The sequence below is a fragment of the Pseudomonas sp. MCal1 genome (assembly GCF_026341415.1).
In the GTDB taxonomy this organism is placed as follows: Bacteria; Pseudomonadota; Gammaproteobacteria; order Pseudomonadales; family Pseudomonadaceae; genus Aquipseudomonas.
Map to the genome: position 1 here is coordinate 86,425 of NZ_JAKUMP010000008.1, position 15,136 is coordinate 101,560.

The 15,136-nt window shown below is 61.9% G+C and carries 12 protein-coding genes; 6 read left to right on the forward strand and 6 right to left on the reverse strand.

Annotated features, from left to right (window positions below; genetic code table 11):
• Positions 1 to 31 precede the first annotated feature (31 nt).
• Entirely contained in the window at positions 32 to 1,378 is a 1,347-nt protein-coding gene (locus MKZ87_RS14770; RefSeq protein ID WP_085698601.1) for a hypothetical protein, read from the reverse strand.
• Positions 1,379 to 1,665: 287 nt separating this feature from the next.
• Between MKZ87_RS14770 and MKZ87_RS14775 the strand changes: the two genes are divergently transcribed.
• The 5 genes from MKZ87_RS14775 to MKZ87_RS14795 all read left to right on the forward strand — a co-directional run bounded on the left by MKZ87_RS14775 (position 1,666) and on the right by MKZ87_RS14795 (position 10,166).
• Positions 1,666 to 3,114, forward strand: coding sequence for an ATP-binding protein (locus MKZ87_RS14775; RefSeq protein WP_266201200.1), 1,449 nt, complete (start codon positions 1,666 to 1,668; stop codon positions 3,112 to 3,114).
• 159 nt (positions 3,115 to 3,273) lie between these two features.
• On the forward strand, positions 3,274 to 6,081 hold the full coding sequence (locus MKZ87_RS14780; protein WP_085698603.1) for a multicopper oxidase domain-containing protein: 2,808 nt from the start codon (positions 3,274 to 3,276) through the stop codon (positions 6,079 to 6,081).
• Positions 6,082 to 6,098: 17 nt separating this feature from the next.
• Positions 6,099 to 7,169 carry an SCO family protein gene (locus MKZ87_RS14785; RefSeq protein WP_416383551.1) on the forward strand — a complete coding sequence of 357 codons (1,071 nt, stop codon included), beginning with the start codon at positions 6,099 to 6,101 and terminating at the stop codon, positions 7,167 to 7,169.
• A 104-nt stretch (positions 7,170 to 7,273) separates the two neighbouring features.
• The gene (locus MKZ87_RS14790; protein WP_085704863.1) at positions 7,274 to 8,767 is read left to right on the forward strand and encodes an ATP-binding protein; all 1,494 of its coding nucleotides are present in this window, start codon (positions 7,274 to 7,276) and stop codon (positions 8,765 to 8,767) included.
• Entirely contained in the window at positions 8,736 to 10,166 is a 1,431-nt protein-coding gene (locus MKZ87_RS14795; protein WP_266201202.1) for a sigma-54-dependent transcriptional regulator, read from the forward strand. The genes MKZ87_RS14790 and MKZ87_RS14795 overlap by 32 nt, the downstream gene beginning before the upstream one ends.
• Here MKZ87_RS14795 and MKZ87_RS14800 read toward each other — a convergent pair.
• On the reverse strand, positions 10,157 to 10,525 hold the full coding sequence (locus MKZ87_RS14800; RefSeq protein ID WP_085698607.1) for a hypothetical protein: 369 nt from the start codon (positions 10,523 to 10,525) through the stop codon (positions 10,157 to 10,159). The genes MKZ87_RS14795 and MKZ87_RS14800 overlap by 10 nt on opposite strands.
• Positions 10,526 to 10,688: 163 nt before the next feature.
• Between MKZ87_RS14800 and MKZ87_RS14805 the strand changes: the two genes are divergently transcribed.
• Positions 10,689 to 11,495: a class I SAM-dependent methyltransferase gene (locus tag MKZ87_RS14805; protein ID WP_085704865.1), complete on the forward strand. Its 807-nt coding sequence runs from the start codon at positions 10,689 to 10,691 to the stop codon at positions 11,493 to 11,495.
• Between the two features lie 163 nt (positions 11,496 to 11,658).
• Here MKZ87_RS14805 and MKZ87_RS14810 read toward each other — a convergent pair whose 3' ends face one another.
• From MKZ87_RS14810 to MKZ87_RS14825, 4 genes are all read right to left on the reverse strand, one after another.
• Positions 11,659 to 12,351, reverse strand: coding sequence for a GNAT family N-acetyltransferase (locus tag MKZ87_RS14810; RefSeq protein ID WP_085698904.1), 693 nt, complete (start codon positions 12,349 to 12,351; stop codon positions 11,659 to 11,661).
• 118 nt (positions 12,352 to 12,469) lie between these two features.
• Complete coding sequence (locus MKZ87_RS14815; RefSeq protein ID WP_085704867.1) at positions 12,470 to 13,258, reverse strand: ChbG/HpnK family deacetylase; 789 nt, start codon at positions 13,256 to 13,258, stop codon at positions 12,470 to 12,472.
• Positions 13,230 to 14,417, reverse strand: coding sequence for a GNAT family N-acetyltransferase (locus MKZ87_RS14820; protein WP_085704869.1), 1,188 nt, complete (start codon positions 14,415 to 14,417; stop codon positions 13,230 to 13,232). The genes MKZ87_RS14815 and MKZ87_RS14820 overlap by 29 nt, the downstream gene beginning before the upstream one ends.
• Before the next feature lie 4 nt (positions 14,418 to 14,421).
• Positions 14,422 to 15,111 carry a GNAT family N-acetyltransferase gene (locus tag MKZ87_RS14825; protein WP_085698906.1) on the reverse strand — a complete coding sequence of 230 codons (690 nt, stop codon included), beginning with the start codon at positions 15,109 to 15,111 and terminating at the stop codon, positions 14,422 to 14,424.
• Positions 15,112 to 15,136 lie beyond the last annotated feature (25 nt).

Genomic DNA, 15,136 nt, shown 5'->3' on the forward strand with positions numbered 1-15,136 from the left:
CCTCCTGATGCGGATCTGGGCATGTGAGCGTTCATTGCACGATGACCACTTCTTCGGTATCGCTGCCGCCGTTGGACGACGTCACCCGAACCCTGGCCGGTGGAATCGGCGTGATCCCGGTGGACAGGGTTTTCACCGCGCCATCACCGCCCAGCGCACCGATGGTGGCGCCGGTGCCGGAGGTCGCGGTGAGTACCGGTGGCGAAGTTTCGTCACTGGTCGAAGCCTCCACAGTCAATTGCCCGGAACTGAGGCTGTACTCGGCGCGCTGGATCACCACCAGGTCGGTCAGGGTCATGGGCAGGGTGGTCGGTGAACTGGTGGCGATCGCCAGGTGGTTGTCGGCGGTCACTTGCAGCACGGTCGGCAAGGCCGGGTTGACCGCCGATTGCGCGTACCAGCTGCCGGTGCTGTCGGCTTCTGTCATGTTCACCACGGGTGTGCTGCTGGTGATGGCGGCGGTACCGGGCGCTGGCGGCGCCTGGACAAATACGTCTTGCTGGGCCACCGGCGCACTGTCGCCGGGTTTGCGCGAGTAGGTGCTGCGCTGCGCAATCAGCGGGGTTGGCCGCACCACCGTCGACAACTTGCCGGACACGGCGAAGGTCGTGGTGCGCAGGTCTATGCCCCCCGGGCCTTCGATCCGCACGTAGTTGGTGTTGAACGGGCTGCCGGTCACCGCTTCGTTGAGGTTCGGGTCGCCGACAAACTGCTCGGCCGCACCGGTCAATGGGTTGGTCTCGGTGTAAGGCCCGTTGACGCTGCGCAGGAATGGACCGATGTCACCCTTGAGCGCGCCGTCGTAGGTTTGCGGGGTGCCGATGCCGATGTCGCGAGTCATGTTGATCGCGCGGCGACCGGGGGTGTCGACGGTGAACACATCGACGCCGTAGGGGTGGGTGATGACGTAGGTGCCGGCGGTGGGCACGTCGACCCGGATGCGGATCCGCGCGAAGCTGATCTGGTCGCCTTCCGCAGGGTCGCCGCCCCCGAACGCGGCCTCGACGGCGCTGACGTAAGTCAGGTCGATGCCGCGTGCCGCATCGACGATGGAAGTATCGCCGGTGAACCAGAATGCTTCATCGGGGAAGTTGGTGGGGAATACGAGCGGTTGCGTGTCATCGAACACGCCGGGGGTCGGCAACAGCGAGCACATGTACGACGGGGCGCCCGGTGTGCTTGGCACGCGGGAGCTGAGCGCTTTGGACAGGCACAGATCCAGGGTGCGACCGTGGGTGTCCTGATACCAGCTGGCGAAACCGCCATTGGCCGGTGTGTAGGGACCCGGGTCGACGGCGAACAGAGCGGCCTGGGCAATGCCCTGGGCCAAGGCGCTTACGACCAGGACGGTCGCGGTTTTGGACAGTAAAGGGTGCATGAGTTAATCCCTCTATCAAAGTACCTGCCCCTTGGGGATGGGTCAGTTGCAGAGGGCTTTACAACTTCCATACCAACGACGCGCCAGCTGGCGGCAAAGGCCCGTGGCGCAAGGGTTCGCGGCTTGCCGTGGGGGACAGGGACGCCCGCCCGGACAGGGCGACTTTCCCCAGCATTGGGGATTGTGGGGAGGGCGCTGGTTATCCGGGGGCTTGTGGGGACCCGCATCCGGGCAAACACCCAACCGTGGGCTATAACCCTATAGGGACGTATCGGGAAGTCGCCGCCATGAACATGCAGTCAACATCGCTACCGGTCGAGCAGGGCAGCCAGCGGCTGAGCTCGCCCAAACAGTCGTTCAACCTGTTGCGCTGGTTTTCACTGATCAGCATGGCGGTGATCGGCACTGTGGCAGTAGCGCTGGGGGCGGTGTCGACACGGTTCGTGATCGAGGAAAGCGTGCAGCGCGATGCCTTGCTGACCGCGCAGTTCATTCAGGCCATCGCCTCGGCCGAAGTGCGCCACGTCTCGATCCCCAATATCCGCACCATGGGGGAGCTGCTTGACCCTCGTCAGGACAACGACTTTCCCGATGTGAACCCGCAAGCCAGGGCCAGCGCGCGGGGCGAATTTCTTGATCACATCGAACATTTGCCGGATGTGATCCTTGCCAACGTTTATGCGCCGGATCGAACCGTGATCTGGTCGACCAATCCCGCACTGGTCAACACCCGCATTCATTCCGACGAAGACCTCGACCGGGCGTTCGATCAAAGGATTCCGGTGTCGGCCAGCTATCACGATGTAGACAAGGCCCGTGAAGAGCAGAAATTCGTGGTGCCGCCGGAATACATCTTCATCGAAAACTACATCCCGCTGTTCGACGCCGAGGGCAAGAACGTCACGGCGATGGTCGAGATCTATAAAGAGCCCAAAGACTTGATCGCCCGCATGGAGCGCGGGTTGGCACTGATCTGGCTGGCCACCGCGCTGGGCGGCGGACTGATTTATCTGGGGCTGTACTGGATCGTGCGCCGGGCGGCAATCCTGCTGGCAGCCCAGCAAAAACAACTGATCGCCAACGAAACGTTTGTCGCCCTGGGTGAGATGTCTTCGGCGGTGGCTCACAGCCTGCGCAACCCGCTGGCGACCATCCGTTCCAGTGCCGAGCTGGCGCTGGAGTTCGATGCGGGACCTGCGCAGAAAAACATCAAGGACATCATCGGCCAGGTCGATCGCATGTCGAAGTGGGTGCGCGAGCTGCTGCAATCGTTGCGACCGCTCAATGATGACCCGGAACCGGTGAATCTGGTGGCGGCGCTGCACGACAGCCTGATGGCGTTCGAGCAGCAGATCGCCAAGGCCGGCGTGCACGTGGTGTTTCATCCCCAGCAGACGCCGATGGTGCTGAGTCAGCCGGTGCAGCTCGCACAGATCCTCAACAGCCTGCTGGCGAACGCGCTGGAAGCGATGGACAAGGGCGGCACGCTGACTATCACCCTCGAACCGGGCGACAGCCGTGGCGTGATCGTCATGCTCAGCGACACCGGCAAAGGCATGAACGAAGAACAGCGCAGCATGGCGTTCCGGCCGTTCTTCACCACCAAACAGGGCGGCCTTGGCGTTGGGCTGGTGCTGGTCAAACGGATCATGGAGCGCTTCGGCGGCGGTGTGAGTCTGGACAGCCGCGAAGGCGAAGGCACCACCGTTCGTCTGGCGTTTCAGCTCATTCAGTAAGTTGGGGTGAACTTTCCCCCAGCAGTGGGTGTCAGGCCCCGGTCACCGGGGAGTGGGGAATGCAACAGCGCGCGCAAGCCACTGTTACAACTGGAAAAGATTTTTTGGCGAGGTAATTGCAAAACATCATCACCCCTTCCTTAGATGAGGCGGTTGGTGATGGACAGAACAACGCGTGACCCCAAAAAGCTATTCCTGTTGACGCCACTGAGCGTCGTTCTGATGTTGACCCTCGGTAATATGTCCGGGGTTCGAGCGAGTCCGATCGACGACGAAAACCAGCCGGAAGCGTCCGACCCGTCGGCGTACTACGACGAGCCGGCCGATGAACCGGCGGCACTCAACGCCATCCTGACGATGCCCGAGGCCAACGAAGACTCCTTCGATCTGCCCGATGGGGTCAAAGGCACGCGCAACACGACGCGCACGGAAAACATCCTGCCGCCCGCTGTCCAGACCAGTTTCAATTACCCCACCAACGGCAAGCCGAGCCCACTGTACGGTGCCCAGCCGTTCACTCAGCAACTGGTGCTGTTCGAAGAATTCGGCCCGGAAAAACTCGACCCCACCACACCGGCAGCACCCTTGAGTTTCCCGCCAGCGGCCATCGGCCCGGCACCGGCGCAGGACCCGAACAACATCGCCCGCAGTGCGCCTCCCGGCACCGCGCTGGACGCGTTTTTGCGTCAGCCGGGGCTCACGCCATTCCCGAGCCAGTTTGCCAACGTGGTTGACCGCAACCCGTGGCAGGCGCAGATCGAACTGTTCCTCAACCGTCATATCGGCTCTTCTGCCGAAGGCCGGCCACCGGGAAAAGGCTGGGCCCACCAGCGCTGGAACGAGTTCTACCCGCAAGTCGCCTACAAGACCGTGCAGACCGGTGCGCGGCTGAACGGCGGCCTGCGTGACAGTCGGCAAATGCACGGTTATGCGGTTGGCGAGTTCGGCCCCGGTGGTCTGTACCATAACGTCGCGGGTGTGCCTGCGACCGATGGCACGGCCAAGGGTGTCGATGCGCGCTTCCACCCGGCGATGCCGGTGCAGGACCATAATTCGGTGTGGACCTTTGACGGCACGCTGCCACCGAAACTGTTGATGGTGCGCTACGGCCAACCGGTGCTGATGCGTCACTACAACGGCTTGCCGATCGACCCTTCCGCCAACCGCGGTTTCGGTCTGCACACCATCACCACCCACGAGCATAACGGCCACGCGCCGGCAGAAAGCGATGGTTATGCCAACGCGTTCTTCTTTCCCGGCCAGTACTACGACTATCGCTGGCCGATCCAGCTCGCCGGTTACGACAGCATCAACACCAAGGCTGAAGACCCACGCGCGGCATTCCCGTGCGCGCCGGGTGAAACCCTGTGGGTCAACGACGTGCAGCCTGCGAAAAAGACCTGCGACCACGGCACCATCAAGATTCGTGGCGACTGGCGCGAAACCATGAGCACCCACTGGTTCCACGACCACATGCTCGATTTCACCGCGCAGAACGTCTACAAGGGCAACGCGGCGATGATGAACTACTACAGCGCCCTGGATCGCGGCAATGAATCGGTGAACGACGGCGTCAACCTGCGTTTCCCCAGCGGTAGCGCGTTGCCGTGGGGCAACCGCGACTACGACGTCAACCTGGTGTTCGCCGACAAGGCCTGGGATCAGCAAGGTCAGTTGTGGTTCAACCCGTTCAACACCGATGGCTTCATCGGCGACCAGGTGCTGGTCAACTGGCAATGGAAACCGACCCTCGATGTGAGGGCGCGCAGCTATCGCTTCCGCATCCTCAACGGTTCGGTATCGCGCTACTTCAAGTTCGCGCTGGTGCGTGAAGTCAAAGGCAACGGCGGCGAATTCCCGGGGCCGAAAAACGCCGGTGTGTCGTACAGCCGTGTGCCGTTCCACATGATCGCCAACGACGGCAACATCATGGAACACAGCGTGCCGTTCGACGGTTCGATGGACCTTGATGCCGACGGCGACAAACAGAACCACAATGCGATTCTGCCGACCCAGGGCATCGCCGAGCGGTTCGACATCATCGTCAACTTCGCGAAAAACGGCATCAAGCCGGGTGACAAGCTGTTCTTCGTCAACCTGCAAGCCCAGGACGACGGCAAAGGCCCGAAAGAAGTGATCCCGCTGGCCGACGTGCTCTCGGAGAAATACCTGCCGGTGATCAAGCAGACCAGCAAGGGGCCGCAGTGGGACAGGGGTGACCCGGTGGTGGGCAAAGTCCTGCAACTCAACGTCAAGGCCTACACCGGTCAGGACCTGGCCATGGACCCGGCGGCCTACGAGCCGGCCAAACCGGGCAAGGCCGAAGGCATGGTAATGATTCCGCTGAAGATCCACCGCGACAACGCTGCCGACAAGGCCTTGCTCGCCAGGGCACTGCACCGGACCTTCATCTTCGGTCGCGCCGACGGCACCGACGAAGCGCCGTGGACGATCAAGACCGATGGCGGTTTCGGCTTTCACATGGACCCGCGCCGGTTGAATGCCTCGACCAAACTGGCCAGCGGCCCGACCGACGCCGGGGTCAGCGGTATCGGCACCCTGGAGGTGTGGAGTATCAAGGCCGGCGGCAAGGGCTGGAGCCATCCGGTGCACGTGCACTTTGAGGAAGGCATCATCCTCAGCCGTGGCGGCAAGGCTCCGCCTGAGTGGGAAAAATGGGCCCGCAAGGACGTCTACCGGATCGGTTCGGAAGCCGACGGGCTGGATAACGTCGAGATGGCGATCAACTTCCGCGAGTTTGCCGGGACCTACATGGAGCACTGTCACAACACCCAGCATGAGGACAACTCGATGCTGCTGCGCTGGGACCTGGAAAAACCCGGGCAACTGCAGTTGATGCCGACGCCGCTACCGAGCTGGGATGGCGTGCGCTACGTCAACTCCGCCGCGCTGCCGACCTTCCGCACCGGCGACGGCTTCGGCCCGCAAGTGACCGTGAAACCATGAGCAGGGAGGGAGCCGACATGACCCAGCCAACGCCGCGCTCCCGCGCCCTGGGCATGCACCTGATTCTGGTGCTGGTCACCTGCCTGCTTGGCAGTCAGGTGCTCATCGCCCATCAGTCGCAGCCCGACGGCGCCAGCGAATCCGCCACCCCGTGGGGTGGCGACTATTTCCCCAACACCCTGCTGACCGATCAGGACGGTCGGCAGGTGCGTTTTTTCGATGACCTGATCAAAGACAAAGTGGTGGTGATCAACTTCATCTTCACCTCGTGCAGCGACTCCTGCCCGCTGGAAACCGCGCGCCTGCGCCAGGTGCAGAAGCTGCTGGGGGACCGGGTCGGCAAAGACATTTTCTTCTACTCGATCACCATCGATCCGCTGAGCGACACCCCCCAAGTGCTCAAGGCCTATTCGCAACGCTTCAAGGTCGCTCCTGGCTGGAAATTCCTCACGGGTGAATTCGAAGACGTCACCGAGCTGCGCAAGAAGCTCGGGCTGTTCATCGAAGGCGTCGACAACGGCCGCACCAAGGATCACAACCTGAGCCTGATTGTCGGTAACCAGAGCACCGGGCGCTGGATGAAAGCCTCGCCGTTCGAGAACCCGTGGATCCTCGCCGATCAGCTCGCCAATACCTTGCAGAACTGGAAACAGGCCAGCACTGAAGAAAGCTATGCCGACGCCCCGCAGATCCGTCCGCCGAGCAATGGCGAAGAACTGTTCCGCACCCGTTGCGCTTCGTGTCACAGCCTCGGCCCGCAGGACGGCGAGGGCATCGGCATGCGCAACATCGGCCCGGACCTGATCGGCGTGACCCGCCAGCGTGACCCGGCCTGGCTCAATCGCTGGATCCGCGAACCGGATCGCGTGCTGGCGGAGAAAGACCCGATCGCACTGCAACTGTTCGAGCAATACGAGCGCATCCCGATGCCGAATCTGCGTCTGGACGAGGCTTCGGCGCAGTCGATCATCGACTTTCTGAGTGCCGAAACCGAGCGTCAGCATCCGTCCGTGCAACCCTTGGCCGACGGGGCGTTGACGCCAGTAAAACCGGGCTCTGCCAGCGAAGCGGTGAGTCGTATGCAGTAGCGGCTAAATAGCATCATTGAACCGTATGCCACGGTCATTGCCACCTACACTCATTCGAGAAGGCGGCTGTAACGGGCTCGACACAAAAACGCCAGGGCATTCCCATGCAGCGACTGGAAGAACAAAAAACAGCAGCGCCGAACGTGGCGTTGGCAGCCATCAAGAGTTGGGGCAGACAGTTCAACCTCCTGCGCTGGTTCTCGCTGGCCAGTTTTTTCATCATCGCGGCCGTGGCGCTGGGGCTGGGTTATATCTCCACGCGCTTCGTGGTTACCGAAAGCGTGGAGCGCGATGCACTGCTCACCGCGCAGTTCGTGCAGGCCATCGGCGATGCGGAAATGCGCCACGCCAACATCACGCCGCAACGGACCATGGGCGAAATGCTCGACCCGCGCCAGGATCAGAATTACCCCGACGTCGATCAATTGGCCCATGCCGCGGCCCGCGCGGAGTTTCTCGATCATGTCGAACACCTGCCCGACGTGTTGCTGGCCACGGTGTATGCCCTGGATCGCACGGTCATCTGGTCGACCAACCCCGAGCTGATCAACGTCAAGTTTGAAGACGACGACGAACTGGATGAGTCGTTCGAGATGAAAGTCCCGGTGTCTTCCAGCTATCACAAGATCGACGATGAAAAACCCGAGCAGCGGCTGTCGCGGGAACCGAAATACCTGTTCATCGAAAACTACATTCCGATGTTCAACGCCGACAAAAGCAAAGTGGTCGCCATGGTGGAAATCTACAAGGAACCGGCGGATCTGGTGGACCGCATCGATCGAGGGTTCGCTTCGATCTGGGCCGCGACCCTCCTCGGCGGCGCGGTGATTTACCTGGGGCTGTTCTGGATCGTGCGGCGCGCCTCGACCCTGCTGCAGAGCCAGCAACGGCAACTGATCAGTAACGAAACCTTTGTCGCCCTGGGCGAGATGTCCTCGGCGGTGGCCCACAGTTTGCGCAATCCGCTGGCGACCATTCGCTCCAGCGCCGAACTGGCCCAGGAAGTCGCCAGCCCCGGTGCGCAGCGCAATATCGGCGACATCATCAGCCAGGTCGACCGCATGTCGCGCTGGGTGCGCGAGCTGTTGGTGTCGTTGCGTCCGATGAGTGACGACGGCGAGGCGGTGGAACTGCTGGCGGCGGTCGAGGACACCCTGGGGGCGTTTGACGCGTTGATCCGGCGCAATGGCGTCGAAGTGCGATTCACGCCACAAAATTGCCCGCCGGTCATCAGCCAAAAGGTGCTGCTGACGCAAATTCTCAATAGCCTGTTTGCCAACGCCCTGGAAGCGATGCCCAAGGGGGGCGTACTGAGTGTCGAGATTGAAACACCGCACACCGGTCATGTGCGCATGACCCTGAGCGACACCGGCAGAGGCATGAGCGCGCAGCAGCAACAACTGGTGTTCAAACCGTTTTTCACCACCAAACAGGGCGGCCTCGGGGTCGGCCTGGCGCTGGTCAAAAGAATCATGGAGCGGTTTCAGGGTTCGGTCGTGCTGACCAGCCGGGAGCAGGAAGGAACCCGCGTCAGTCTCAACTTTAGAGTGGCATCGGGAGGGGAATATGGAACACAGCATTCTGCTGGTCGAGGATGACGAACTGCTGGCCGAGAATATTCAGACCTACCTGGAGCGCAAAGACTTCGAGGTGACGGTCTGCCACTCGGCCGAGGACGCGCTGACGCAGCTGGAAAGTTTCATGCCGGACATCGTCCTGACCGACAACTCGCTGCCGGGCATGAGCGGTCACGATCTGATCCAGAAGCTGCGCATCAGCGCGCCGGAACTGAAAGTGATCATGATGACCGGTTACGGCAACGTCGAAGACGCGGTGGTCGCCATGAAGGAGGGCGCCTTTCATTACGTCACAAAACCGGTCGCGCTGCCGGAACTCAAACTGCTGCTGGACAAGGCCCTGGCCACCGAACGGATGGAGCGCACGCTGTCGTTCTACCAGGAGCGCGAAGCGCAGAAATCCGGCGTGCAGGCGCTGATCGGCGAGTCGTCGCCGATGCAGTACCTGAAAAACACCATCGGCCAGTTGCTCGACGCCGAGCGGCGCATGGCCAACACCGACCTGCCGCCGGTACTGGTGGAAGGTGAGACCGGTACCGGCAAGGAACTGGTGGCCCGCGCGCTGCACTTCGACGGTCCGCGCAGCAAGGGCCCGTTCGTTGAATTCAACTGTGCGTCGATTCCGTCCAACCTGGTGGAGTCAGAACTGTTCGGCCACGAGAAAGGCGCATTCACCGACGCCAAGGATCGCCGGGTCGGACTGGTGGAAGCGGCGGACGGCGGCACCTTGTTCCTTGACGAGATCGGCGAAATGGACCTGCTGTTGCAGGCCAAGCTGCTCAAACTGCTCGAGGATCGGACCATCCGCCGGGTCGGCTCGGTGAAGGAGCGCAAGGTCAACCTGCGGGTGATCAGCGCCACCAATTGCAACCTTGAGCAGATGGTCCAGCAGGGCAAGTTTCGCCGTGATCTGTTTTTCCGTTTGCGGATCATCTCGATCAAGGTGCCGCGTCTGTATGCCCGTGGCGAAGACATCCTGCTGCTGGCCCGGCACTTCCTCGCCAGCCACGGCAAGCGCTACGGCAAACCGAACCTGCATTTCAGCGATCAGGCCGAGCAACTGCTGCTCAGTTACACCTGGCCGGGCAATGTGCGCGAATTGCGCAACATGCTCGAACAGACCGTGTTGCTGGCGCCGAACGACACCATCGCCGCGCATCAACTGAATGTCTGCATGAGTCTGTGCGATGACCTGCCACCGCAGCATCAGCACGAAGTGCAGCATTTCGAACCACGTCCGGCGAGCAACACCGAGTCGATGAACCTGCCGGAAGTCGAACGCGACATGGTGCGCAAGATGCTCGACAAGACCGACTGGAACGTCACCAAATCGGCGCGCCTGTTGGGCCTGAGCCGCGACATGCTGCGCTACCGCATCGAAAAACTCGGCCTGGCCCGTCCGGACAAGTGTCAGTGGTAAACGGCGTTGCTGCGTGGATTCGGCGGGCTCAGGCATTCGAGCACGCACGTCGGGTCCAGCACTTCGTCGTTGACGTAAATGCCGCGCTCGGCATCGTAGGTGCGGATGAACACCCGCACCGTCGCATCGGCCACTGTGGGCAGTTGCGAGTCATGGAACACGTGGCGATCCGGGATGACGATGAAATCCTGCGGCGGCGTGTCATCGAACGGCCGGGGTGGCTGAGCGGACAGCGACGGCGGAGCGGGGTGGGCGAAAGGCTGGTCGGAACCGTAGTAATTGAAGTTGCTGTCCAGCGCCTGAGCCTGAGTGGCGGCGAGTAGACAAACGGACAGCAGCAATCGACTGAACATTCCCATGGCAGCACCTGTGGAAGCGGATTTCCCCAAGGCTATTAACTATAGCTGTCCGTGATGCAGGCGTTGGTGCAAGTGTTGTCGGCTTACAAGTTCGCAACAACCTGTAGCGCGAGGCTGAACTAGACTCGGGCCGCTCGATTGTGAGCATCGCCCGGAGTGCGCCATGGAAGTGCCAAACAATAAAAATGCCGTCGAGAGCAATCGTCAGGCGTGGAATGATTCCGCCCGTCATCATCAGGATTCGCCCGACTGGCAGGCCTTGCTGACCGAAGTCACGCAGGCTGACTTTTCCTGCCTCGACGACACCCTTCGCGGCTTGCTCGAGCAGGTCGGTGTCGATGGCAAAGACGTCGTTCAGCTGTGTTGCAACAACGGCCGCGAGAGCCTGTCACTGTTCGCCCTCGGCGCACGGAGCGTGATCGGTATCGATCAGTCGAGCGCGTTTCTCGAACAGGCCCGCGAACTGAACAAGCGTTCGCCGCACAATGCCGAATTCATCGAAGCCGATATTCATCATTTGCCTGAAGCGCTGCGCGCCCGTTTCGACGTCGCGCTGATCACCATCGGCGTCTTTGGCTGGATGCCCGACATCGGCGAATTCTTCCGCCACGTCGCCTCGACCCTCAAGCCGGGCGGACGGCTGGTGATCTACGAAACCCACCCATTCCTGGAAATGGTCGACCCCGAGGCCGAAGACCCGTTTCGCCTCGCCACCTCGTATTTCCGCCAAGAACCTTTCGTGCTGGAAAAGCCGATCGTCTACGTCGGCAAGGTCGAACAGCCGGCGGCGAAGTCCTACTGGTTCGTGCACAGCCTCGGCGCAATCTTCACCGCCGCCATCGAGGCCGGCCTGAACATCACGCACTTCAAGGAATACCCGCACTCGAACCGGGAAGACGTGTATGACCAGTACCAGAACCGCGAGGCGCAGATGCCGATGTGTTTTACGTTGGTAGTCATTAAAAGCTGAAGTTCTGGCGAACCGGTGTGTTGAGCTTACGAGCCCCTTCGCGAGCAAGCTCGCTCCCACAGTGTTTGCGGCGTACACAAATATGTAGTTCACCGAGAATTACTGTGGGAGCGAGCTTGCTCGCGAAAGCGATAGAGAGAACGCCGCAAATCTCAAAACTGGATCAAGCCTGCGCAGCCGCCGTCACCACCGGCCGTCCCGGTTTGCGCAGCGGGTCCAGGCGTGAGCCGGCGTAGCGGGTTTCGCGGAAGAACCGCCATTTGCCGAACAGGCAATAGACGTGGGTGACGCGGCCCTGTTCGTGGTAGCCCATGCGGATGTGCAGTTTCAGCGCCGGGATGTTGTGGGTTTCGCAGACATCCACCACTTTGTGGCAGCCCTGAGCGGCCATGGCCTCCCAGAGGGCGACCTGGACGTCCACTGACAGGCTGCTGCCGAAGTAGGCGCGGGTCATTTCGCCGCCGAATTCGAAGAACTCGCCGGGTTTGACCGGGAAGGTGCAGCCGTAATAGTGGCGGTCGTGGTAGTCGCGAATGCTGCCCCAGATGAACGCCACCGCATGGCCGTCGGCGTCCAGGTACATGTGCCCGGTGTGGCCCTCGTTGGCCAGTTCGGCCATGGTCTGCACGCGGTCACCGAAGTGTTTGGCGAACGCGCCGGCATTCTCGGCGGTGATGTCGACTTTGCGCAGGCCGTCGTAGGGGCGCAGCTTGTGCGGCGGTACCGGGCTGACCAGGTCGCGCTCCATCCACAACAGTTCCCAATGGAAGAACACGTAGCGTTTCCACAACGTGCCGAAGGTGCGGCTCAGGCCTTTTTGCTTGATACGTTCGCGCAGCTTTTGAATGACGCTCATGATGCCCTCCGTGGCCGAAGCCCGGGTGTTGTGGATGTCGCTTTTGTGGGTATAGATCAAGCCTTGCCAGTTCATGTCAAAGCGCCAGCTTTGAATTTATTGCAAGTTATGTAACCGTTCAGAGTGCCGCGGCACCGCGTAGGAAATCCCTGTTCAAGTCGGCATAGGAAACCCGTGGAACGCCCGCCAGCCGCTGCTCTAGCACAAGGCTCAGAGACTCTCCGGGTTGCAGATAGGCATCACCGAAGTCCGCCCCGAGCTGGTTTGGATGGGCGACTATTTCCAGCACACCGTCGGTCGGCGCGGGCGCGTTGCGCAGGTCCACCGGTGTGCAGACGTAATCCGCCGTAACCCCGGCCAGACCTTGCAACCGACGGTTGAGCAAACCCTTGAACACGCGTTTGGGCAGGCTGAGGTTTTGCCCCAGGTTGCGCGCCAGGCGCACCGGCACCCCTTGATGGGCGGCGAAGCGCGCGACGATCTCGCCGATCGGCCAGATGTTGTGCACGTGCTGATGTGAATCGAGGTGGCTGGGACGCACCCCGTGATCGACGCAGCGCTGCCACTGCGCCTGCAATTCTTCCTGCACCGCCTCGCGATCTTCCCGGCTCAGCCACAGGCTGTGGCGAGGCAGGTTGAGGTCGAACACGCCGTGGCTGTCGCAGAAAGTGCGACGCTCGAGAATCGCCCGGCTCAAGGGTCGGCCGTAGGTCAGGTTGAAGTGCAGGCCGATCCGGCCTTCCAGCAGCGGCAGCCGGGCCAAGGCGCAGGCCGCTTCGAACGCCGGCATGTTGGCCATGGCGGTGGCGGAACTGATGACCCCGGCCTGGAACGCACCGAGAATCACCGCGTTTTCGTTCGGGCTCAGGCCGAAATCGTCAGCGTTGACTATGACTTGGCGAGGCATGTTCGCCCTCCTTGGTCGGGTTGATCACAGCTGTCGCAATGGCCGCCGCTTTGGCCGCCGCACGCTTCGCCCGCCATTGTTGCAACGCAGGCTTGAGCCGGTGCCAGACGCGCAGCCCCAGCCCCAGCAACAGACCGCTCGGGCGCCACGAATAGAAGCTCCAGCGCCAGTGTTCCAGTTGCCCGGTCATGCGTTCGTGCAGTTGATGGCTGGAGTTTTCCAGGCTGACCCGCGAGGCATCGATCCAGCGCCAATTGTCGTCCAGCCCCCAGCGAATCCATTCCTCCAGCAACACCCGGCCGCTGCCCAGATCGGCGTATTGCGGCAGGAAGGCGAGGTTGTAGTCGTAGAGCCGGCCCTGTTCGAACAGGCCGAGCCGATAGCTGATGCAACGTCCGTCCAACTCCAGCATCACCACGCGGACCCGATCCGAAGCGGCGAGGGCGGTGAAGGCGTTTTCCATGCAGCGGCGGCTGCGCTCGCTGGCAAAGATTCCGACGCCTTCGTCGCCTTTCCAACTGACCGCTTCGACTTCACTGATGGCCTGCAGCAACGGGCCCATGCTGGTCGCGTCAGGAATGATCCGCCGGACTTCGGCGCCGCACGCGGCAATCCGTTTGCGCGCCCGGCGCAGCTTATAGCGCGGGTCGCCGGAGACTTCCTGGCGATCGGCGTCGCTGATCAGGTGCACCGGCACCCGGCAGCTCAAGCGACGTTCGCCGGTGGAGCTGTGGGCCATCCATTCGGTGAGCAGGCTTTCGTCGCCGACCGGCTCGGCGATTTCGTTGAGTTGCAACAGGGCGTGGGGCACTCGCTGGCGAATCAGCCGCAAGGCCTGGCGCATGTCTTCGGCATTCAGCCGTGATAACAACGCCAGGCGATCGGCCAGCGGATAACCCAGGTGGTGCACCACCCGAAACGGCAAACCGAAAAACCGTTCACGGCTGGCCACCAGCGGCAGGCAAAAGCGCAATTCGTCCGCTTCCCAGCCCAGCAATACATGCAGCCGCTCGTGCGCGTCGAGCGCCTGCTCTGCCGCACGCAGCCAGTCGAGGCTGTTGAACGGCGTGTGATCCGTCACCCGCAGGCGCAGCGCTTCATGAGCCGCCGCCGGGAAGTCAGGTGCGCACAACGAGGTGCGCCATTCGAATTGCGCCATAGGCTCAGGTCGCCGTTGCTGTGACAGGTGGACGGGAAGGTTTGCGCAGCGCGTCCAGACGCGATCCGCTGTAGCGGGTTTCGCGATAGAAGCGCCAGCGACCGAACAACTCATACACATTCATGATCCGGCCCTGTTCGGTATAGCCCATGCGCAGGTGCAGCTTGAGCGCCGGAATGTTGTGGAACTCGCAGACGTCCACAACCTTGTCGCAGCCCTGGGCGGCCATGGCTTTCCACAGTTGCAGTTGCAGGTCCACCGACAGTTCGGTGCCCCAATACGAGCGGGCCAGTTCGCCGCCGAACTCGAAGAATTCACCGGGTTTCACCGGGAACAGGCAGCCGTAATAGTGGCGGTCGAAATAGTCCCGGGCGGTGCCCCAGATGAAGGCCACCGCATGGCCCTGATCGTCCAGATGCATGTGCCCGGTGTGATGTTCCCGGGCCAGTTCCGCCATGGTGCCGACGCGGTCGCCGAAGTGGCGGGCGAAGGCGCTGACGTTGTCCGGGGTGATTTTCACCACCCGCAGCGGCGGGTAGGGCTTGAGGCTGTGGGGCGGCACCGGACTGACCAGATCGCGCTCCATCCACAGCAGTTCCTGGTGAGAAAAGACGTAGTGCTTCCACACCTTGGCCATGGTGGCCCGCAGGCCTTTGCGTTTGATGTGATCGCTGACTTTTTGCAGAACATTCATGGTCGTTGCTCCTGATGGCGAGTCA

Coding starts and splice junctions, on each gene's coding strand:
- MKZ87_RS14825 (WP_085698906.1), bottom strand. CDS start 15,111: ATGAATGTTCTGCAAAAAGTCAGCGATCACATCAAACGCAAAGGCCTG.
- MKZ87_RS14790 (WP_085704863.1), top strand. CDS start 7,274: ATGCAGCGACTGGAAGAACAAAAAACAGCAGCGCCGAACGTGGCGTTG.
- MKZ87_RS14800 (WP_085698607.1), bottom strand. CDS start 10,525: ATGGGAATGTTCAGTCGATTGCTGCTGTCCGTTTGTCTACTCGCCGCC.
- MKZ87_RS14820 (WP_085704869.1), bottom strand. CDS start 14,417: ATGGCGCAATTCGAATGGCGCACCTCGTTGTGCGCACCTGACTTCCCG.
- MKZ87_RS14770 (WP_085698601.1), bottom strand. CDS start 1,378: ATGCACCCTTTACTGTCCAAAACCGCGACCGTCCTGGTCGTAAGCGCC.
- MKZ87_RS14810 (WP_085698904.1), bottom strand. CDS start 12,351: ATGAGCGTCATTCAAAAGCTGCGCGAACGTATCAAGCAAAAAGGCCTG.
- MKZ87_RS14785 (WP_416383551.1), top strand. CDS start 6,099: ATGACCCAGCCAACGCCGCGCTCCCGCGCCCTGGGCATGCACCTGATT.
- MKZ87_RS14815 (WP_085704867.1), bottom strand. CDS start 13,258: ATGCCTCGCCAAGTCATAGTCAACGCTGACGATTTCGGCCTGAGCCCG.
- MKZ87_RS14795 (WP_266201202.1), top strand. CDS start 8,736: ATGGAACACAGCATTCTGCTGGTCGAGGATGACGAACTGCTGGCCGAG.
- MKZ87_RS14805 (WP_085704865.1), top strand. CDS start 10,689: ATGGAAGTGCCAAACAATAAAAATGCCGTCGAGAGCAATCGTCAGGCG.
- MKZ87_RS14780 (WP_085698603.1), top strand. CDS start 3,274: ATGGACAGAACAACGCGTGACCCCAAAAAGCTATTCCTGTTGACGCCA.
- MKZ87_RS14775 (WP_266201200.1), top strand. CDS start 1,666: ATGAACATGCAGTCAACATCGCTACCGGTCGAGCAGGGCAGCCAGCGG.